Genomic DNA, 6,422 nt, shown 5'->3' with positions numbered 1-6,422 from the left:
AAATATTTATTTAATATAATAATTTAGATATTTTTTTATGAATTAAAAGTATTACTTTTATATTTGTGTGTAATATTTTTTATATTGAAATGAATTCATTCCATTCTAATTTTAGATTATCTATACCTGAAAATATTTTTATTAAGGATCCCCAAAGTTCAAAATTAGGGCGTCGAATTTTAGAGAACGCTATTTCTTTAATTCAAAAACAAGGTTTAGAAGGCTTTACTTTTAAAAAATTAGCCGACCATATTGCTTCTAATGAAAGTTCTATTTATAGATATTTTGAAAACAAACACAAGCTATTGTTATATTTGATCTCTTGGTATTGGGGTTGGATAGAATATAAGTTGGTTTTTAAAACTAATAATATAGAGGATAAAGAAGAGGTTTTACGTAGAGCTATAATTGCCGTTACTGAGAAGCCTAAAAAAGATGAAACCTTTGGATTTATTAATGAAGAAGAGCTTCATTTTATTGTTATTCAAGAATATTCTAAAGTTTTCCAAACAAAAGATATAGATACAGAAAACAAAAATGGTTATTTCGAAATTTACGAACGTCTAACTAACCGTTTAAGCCGACTTATAGCTGCCGTTAAACCAGAATATGAATTTCCAAAAACATTATCTACTAATATTTTACATGGATCACTTCAGCATCATTATTTAGGTCAGCATTTCAGTGAGCTATCAGACGAAAATTCAAAATCCGAAAATTTTGTAACCGATTTTTTTCAACAATTAGTATTCAAAACTATTCAATAACCCCATGACAAAACAAAACATCTCCCCTTGGAAGAAACTTCTTGATGTATTGAAATTGGAGAAAAAAGACATTCTCCAAGTGCTTTATTATGCACTCTTTACGGGACTTATCAGTCTAACACTCCCGCTTGGTATACAAGCCATTATAAATATGCTTCAAGGAGCTCAAGTTTCAACCTCTTGGATTTTACTTACCGTATTAGTAACCATTGGTGTTGGCTTTGTTGGAGCCCTACAGGTTTTACAATTAGATATTGTAGAAAATATACAAGAAAAAATATTTGCTAGAGCTTCTTTCGAATTCGTTCATAAAATTCCAAAAATTAGAGTTAGGGAACTAGAAAAGCGGTATCCTCCAGAATTAGCGAATCGGTTTTTTGATGTTCTTACACTTCAAAAAGGATTACAAAAACTATTGCTAGACTTTCCGGCAGCTGTTATTCAAATATTTTTTGGACTTATCTTACTATCCTTATACCATGCATTTTTTATAGCATTTGGTATAGCTCTAGTTATTTTAATGTATATCATATTTAAATTTACTCTAACTAAAGCGGTTAACAGTAGTATTTTAGAGTCTAAAAAGAAATATCATATCGCTTTTTGGATACAACAAGTAGCTGCAAATTTTAAAATATTTAAAATTTATCCGGATGAATATGAGCAAAATAAAAATAATGAATTAGTAGAAAGTTACTTAAAGGAAAGACAATCCCATTTTGGAATTGTTAAGAACCAATTTAAACAAATGGTTCTCTTTAAAGTAATTGTAACATTAGGTTTATTACTTATTGGTGGTTTGCTGGTTTTAAACCAACAGATGAACATTGGACAATTTGTTGCTGCAGAAATTATTATTGTAATGGTAATTAACTCTGTAGAAAAAATAGGTTTTAGTCTTGAAACTATTTACGATGTAGTTACTGCTGTTGAAAAAATAAGCGAAGTAAGCGATCAAAAATTAGATAGAAAATCTAACGGGAATGGACATACTGCTCAACTATTTCCACTACGTATTGAAGATTTAAAAATCTGGAATTACAAAGCAAAAGATATAATTGTTACAAGAAATATGGCTATTAATGTAGTTACCAACCAAGTGGTTACCAATAGCCTTTTCCAATATATGTCTGGAATGAAACGCACGAAAAAAGGAAAAATATTTTTTAATCATGAAGAAATAAGCAACATCAATTTAGATGAATATCGAAATAAAATTGCTTTAGTTTTAAATTCAGATCAAGTTTTTGAAGGTACCGTTTGGGAAAACATCAGCCTAAGTAATCCTAAAATGGATCAAAATACAGTTTATGAATTAGCTCAGAAATTTAATATTCTAGAAGAAATCCAAGCTCTACCTAATACACTAAGCACTTATATTTTTCCGGGCTATAAAAAATTAAGTGATAATAGTATTCGGAAAATATGTTTACTACGTGCTTTATTAAAAAAACCCCATATTTTAATGATAGAAGAAGGCTTTATAACTACTAAAAATGATAAAGAAGCGCTTCTTAACTATGTAAATGATAATAACATTTGTTTGTTTTTAGGCAGCCAATCTCCATTAACAGGGCCATTTGAAACATTGAGTTTAACTAAATCGTAAACTGAAAAGAATGCTAAATTTTCCAAAATCCGATCCCAACTATAAAGAAGATTTTACTGATTTCAGTGCATTTTCTCTTATCAAAAAAAGAGAACATCATCGATTACTTTCTAAAATCCTACTAGGGACATCTATATCTCTTATAGTACTTTTATTTTTACCCTGGACGCAAAGTATAACAAGTAACGGTTATGTTACAACCTTAAAACCAAATCAGCGCCCACAAACCATACAATCCCCTATTCCTGGTAAAATAGAAAAATGGTATATTCAAGAAGGAGACTATGTTAAAAAAGGAGATACACTTTTACATATTACAGAAATTAAAAGTGAATATTTCGATCCGAAGTTAGTAGAACGTACTAATGAACAATTAGAATCAAAAACAAGTTCAGTAAGCTCGTATAACGAAAAAATAAATTCAATTAGAAATCAATTAATTGCCGTAAAAAAAGAGCGTGTTTTAAAATTAAAACAGACTAGAAATAAATTAAAACAAGCAAACCTTAAAACGGTTAGTGATAGTATTACATTAGAAGCCTCAAAAATAAATTTAAAAATTGCTAAACGTCAATACAACCGTACTTTAAATTTATACGAAGATGGGCTAAAATCTAGATTAGATCTAGAAACTAAAGAATCTAAACTTCAAGAAACCCAAGCTAAATTAATAAGCCAAGAAAATAAATTATTAACTAGCCAAAACGAAGTTTTAAATGCAGAAATGGAAATTAATAGAATTGAAGCTTCTTATGATGATAAGATTAGTAAATTAGAAGGAGAAATTTCCACCTCTAATTCATCAAAATTTAATGCTATTTCCGAAGTTTCAAAATTGGAGAATTCATTATCCAATTATTCAATAAGAGAAGGAATGCTTTATATAAAAGCACCTCAAAATGGATATATAAACAGAGCAATAATAAATGGAATAGGTGAAACTTTTAAAGCCGGCCAAAAATTGGTAACTATTATGCCTTCCGATTTTGAAATTGCTGTAGAAACTTTTGTGAATCCTATAGATCTTCCATTATTAAACATTGGAGATCACGTTCAAGTTCAATTTGATGGTTGGCCTGCAATTGTATTTAGCGGTTGGCCTAATGCTACTTATGGGACTTATGGAGGTAAAATTGTAGCTATAGAAAACTTTATTAGCCCAAATGGTAAATATCGAATTTTACTAGCTCCAGATATAAAAGACAATCATGAATGGCCAGAGGCATTACGCGTAGGCTCCGGTGCAAGAACAATTGCCTTATTAGATGATGTTCCTATTTGGTATGAACTATGGCGAAAATTGAATGGATTCCCGCCTAACTTTTACAAAAGTGGGGAAAACACAACCCAATCTAAAGTAAATACAAAAGCGAAAAGTAAAGCGAAATAATTATCACCCTTTATGAAAAAAATCGCAATTGTTATTATAACATTTATAGGAGTATTTAATACCAGTTATGCTCAAGAAACTGAAGAAGTTTTTTCTTTAGAAGAATTTCTAGCCATGGTAAAAAAATACCATCCTATTGTTGCTCAGGCAGATTTAGAAATTACTGCTGCAGAAGCCAAATTATTAAAATCTAGAGGTGCTTTTGATCCTACATTGACTGGGAGCATGAAAGAGAAAAACTTTAAGGAAACTGAATACTATTCCTTATGGAAAGGAAGTTTTAAAATCCCTACATGGTACGGTATAGATCTAAAAGCTGGTTACGAACAAAACGAAGGCTATTATTTAAATCCTGAGCATACAACTCCCGAAAATGGTATTTGGAGTGCCGGAGTTAGTATATCCTTAGCAAAAGGATTATTATATAACGATAGAATGAATGCACTGCGCCAAGCTAAAATTCTTCAAAAGAAAACACTGGTACAGCGTGATATTATGGTAGCTAGTATAATAGCTGAAGCTGCACAAACTTATGCAGATTGGCTATATTATTTTCAGAATAAAACAGTAATTGAGGAGTTTTTAGAAAATGCTAAGATCCGATATGAAGGTGTAGCAAAATCTAGTCGTTTAGGAGAAACTCCGGCAATAGATACCGTCGAAACAAAAATTACAGTTAGAAAAAGAGAATTAGAGTTAAAACAAGCTGAATTAAAACTTCAAAAAGCAAAATTAAAACTTAGCAACTATTTATGGATTGATAATATTCCGTTAGAACTAGAAGATCGTTTACAGCCAATGGCCGATGTTATTAATTTTAAAGATGTATTAGAAATTGAACAATTATTAGGCAATGCTAATGATCTTACGAATCACCCGAAATTACGCTCTTTAGGATACGATCTAGATTCGTATAATCTCGATGTTAAATTAAAACAGAATAATTTATTACCGACTATTAATTTAGAGTACAATTTCTTATCTCCAGAAATCGATGAAACTAATTATATTTCTACCGACAATTATAAAGCTGGTTTAAAAGTTAAACTCCCATTATTTTTAAGAAAAGAACGTGGAGATTTAAAATTAGCAAAGGCGAAAAGAGATCAGGCAGAATATAAAATTAAACAAAGCCGCTGGAAATTAACGAATAAAGTAAAAGCCACCGAACAAGAGATTTTTAGTTTACAAGAGCAATTGCAAATTACTAATGATATTGTTAGTGATAGTGAAGTAATGGTTGCTGCAGAAAAACGTTTATTTGAAGTTGGTGAAAGTTCAATCTTCTATATAAATACAAGAGAAAATAAACTTATTGATGCTATTCTGAAAAAGAATAAAATAGCTAATGAGCTAAATACAGCTATTACCAAGTTGTACGAATCACTACGAATTAATTAAAAAAAGGTAGTTTAAACTACCTTTTTTTAATTTCTTGTTCTTATTCAAAACTTATCTCTAGTGGATTTTGCAATTCTTTCGCTTTTTGTTTTAACTTTTTATCCCAACCCTCTACAGTAGTTATATTTCCTGCTTTTACCCAAGCAAAACCAGCATAATAAGTTAGTTTTTGAGTTGGCTTAGCAATAACTAATAAATTACTTTGATCTGAAACTTCTGTTTTTCTAGCAAAAGCAGAATCTATCTCTTCTGGATTCATTACGATACCTTCCCCCACAAGAGTTCCATCAATTTTTTCCCAATGTCTAAGCCAACCTTCATCTTCATAAATAGCATATACTCCTTTGTTTTCATGTAAACTAATTCCAATTGCATAATTAGGTATTGAATCATCCGCAGAAAGTGTTAACTCAAACTTCGAAAAATTGCTTCTTAAATCTAACGTAATGCGTTTTGTTTCATTCACATTATAAGGCGACCATGGTGCATAACTTAATTCAAAAACAGTACGAAGTGGACCATAAGCAATTGTTTTATAACTGGTAAAATTTCTTGAAACATACAAACTATCGTTCTCCCAAACGCCAATTCCACCTGTTCCTCTACTATTCCCTACATGATAGGGATCGTAACCTTCTCCCCGATCTACATGATAATAACGAGGATCTTTTTGATATCCTTCATACCAATCATTAATTATTGATTTTGAGGTACGCTTAAGCCAAAGATCAATTCCGCTAGACATAGTACTACCTGATACACCTTTTAAAAATCCCTCTTGACCTTTAGGTCCATACGTTCTAAAAGCTACTTTATCGTTCTCCCAAGTATAATCATCTGTTCTTTCTGGAACAAAACGTGAATAAGCAACAACATCACTTTCAGGTTCTGTAACGGTGCTATCTAAAACTAATTCATATTGAACTGTTGAATTTGCGCTGACTTCTGCTAAAAAAAGAAACGCATCGTTATTACCATCAAGATCATTATCAATCCACTGTTTTCTCAAAAATGAAGAATCTCCTACTCTCTTGATGTGTAAATATTCTGGATTATTATTTTTTAAAAATTTAGTAAGCTTTTGTTTAGAAATACTTACTACCTCTTCTCGATTAAAACCTAACTTATTTTTTACCGTAATCGTTTTAGTGAAATCTTTTTGTTTTCGCTGACAACCCACTAACAAAGAAACACTTAACATTGAAAGTAGAAAATATTTTATTTTCATAATTTGATAATTTTGGTTGATGTTTTG

At 30.5% G+C, this 6,422-nt stretch carries 5 protein-coding genes; 4 read left to right on the top strand and 1 reads right to left on the bottom strand.

Features of this window, described 5'->3' with window-relative positions; translation table 11 throughout:
- Window positions 1-89: 89 nt before the first annotated feature.
- Genes ACN0WI_RS14500 through ACN0WI_RS14485 form a run of 4 tightly spaced genes read left to right on the top strand, consistent with a single transcriptional unit; the run spans window position 90 to window position 5,167 of the window.
- Complete coding sequence (locus ACN0WI_RS14500; protein WP_417887761.1) at window positions 90-767, top strand: TetR/AcrR family transcriptional regulator; 678 nt, start codon at window positions 90-92, stop codon at window positions 765-767.
- A 4-nt stretch (window positions 768-771) separates the two neighbouring features.
- Window positions 772-2,376, top strand: coding sequence for an ABC transporter transmembrane domain-containing protein (locus ACN0WI_RS14495; protein WP_417887760.1), 1,605 nt, complete (start codon window positions 772-774; stop codon window positions 2,374-2,376).
- A 10-nt stretch (window positions 2,377-2,386) separates the two neighbouring features.
- Window positions 2,387-3,766 (top strand): HlyD family secretion protein, encoded by a 1,380-nt coding sequence (locus ACN0WI_RS14490; RefSeq protein WP_417887759.1) that lies wholly within the window; start codon window positions 2,387-2,389, stop codon window positions 3,764-3,766.
- A 12-nt stretch (window positions 3,767-3,778) separates the two neighbouring features.
- Window positions 3,779-5,167: a TolC family protein gene (locus ACN0WI_RS14485; RefSeq protein WP_417887758.1), complete on the top strand. Its 1,389-nt coding sequence runs from the start codon at window positions 3,779-3,781 to the stop codon at window positions 5,165-5,167.
- Between the two features lie 40 nt (window positions 5,168-5,207).
- Here the strand turns inward: ACN0WI_RS14485 and ACN0WI_RS14480 are convergent, their stop codons facing one another.
- Window positions 5,208-6,395 (bottom strand): DUF4861 family protein, encoded by a 1,188-nt coding sequence (locus ACN0WI_RS14480; RefSeq protein ID WP_417887757.1) that lies wholly within the window; start codon window positions 6,393-6,395, stop codon window positions 5,208-5,210.
- Window positions 6,396-6,422 lie beyond the last annotated feature (27 nt).

Source organism: Zunongwangia sp. (assembly GCF_048269745.1).
Classification (GTDB): Bacteria; Bacteroidota; Bacteroidia; order Flavobacteriales; family Flavobacteriaceae; genus Zunongwangia.
Note: the sequence above shows the minus strand (reverse complement) of the source record. Positions and strands in the feature narration are given on the sequence as shown.

Bases quoted from the DNA above. Each gene is read 5' to 3' on its own strand.
- ACN0WI_RS14500 (WP_417887761.1), top strand. From the start codon at position 90: ATGAATTCATTCCATTCTAATTTTAGATTATCTATACCTGAAAATATT.
- ACN0WI_RS14495 (WP_417887760.1), top strand. From the start codon at position 772: ATGACAAAACAAAACATCTCCCCTTGGAAGAAACTTCTTGATGTATTG.
- ACN0WI_RS14490 (WP_417887759.1), top strand. From the start codon at position 2,387: ATGCTAAATTTTCCAAAATCCGATCCCAACTATAAAGAAGATTTTACT.
- ACN0WI_RS14480 (WP_417887757.1), bottom strand. From the start codon at position 6,395: ATGAAAATAAAATATTTTCTACTTTCAATGTTAAGTGTTTCTTTGTTA.
- ACN0WI_RS14485 (WP_417887758.1), top strand. From the start codon at position 3,779: ATGAAAAAAATCGCAATTGTTATTATAACATTTATAGGAGTATTTAAT.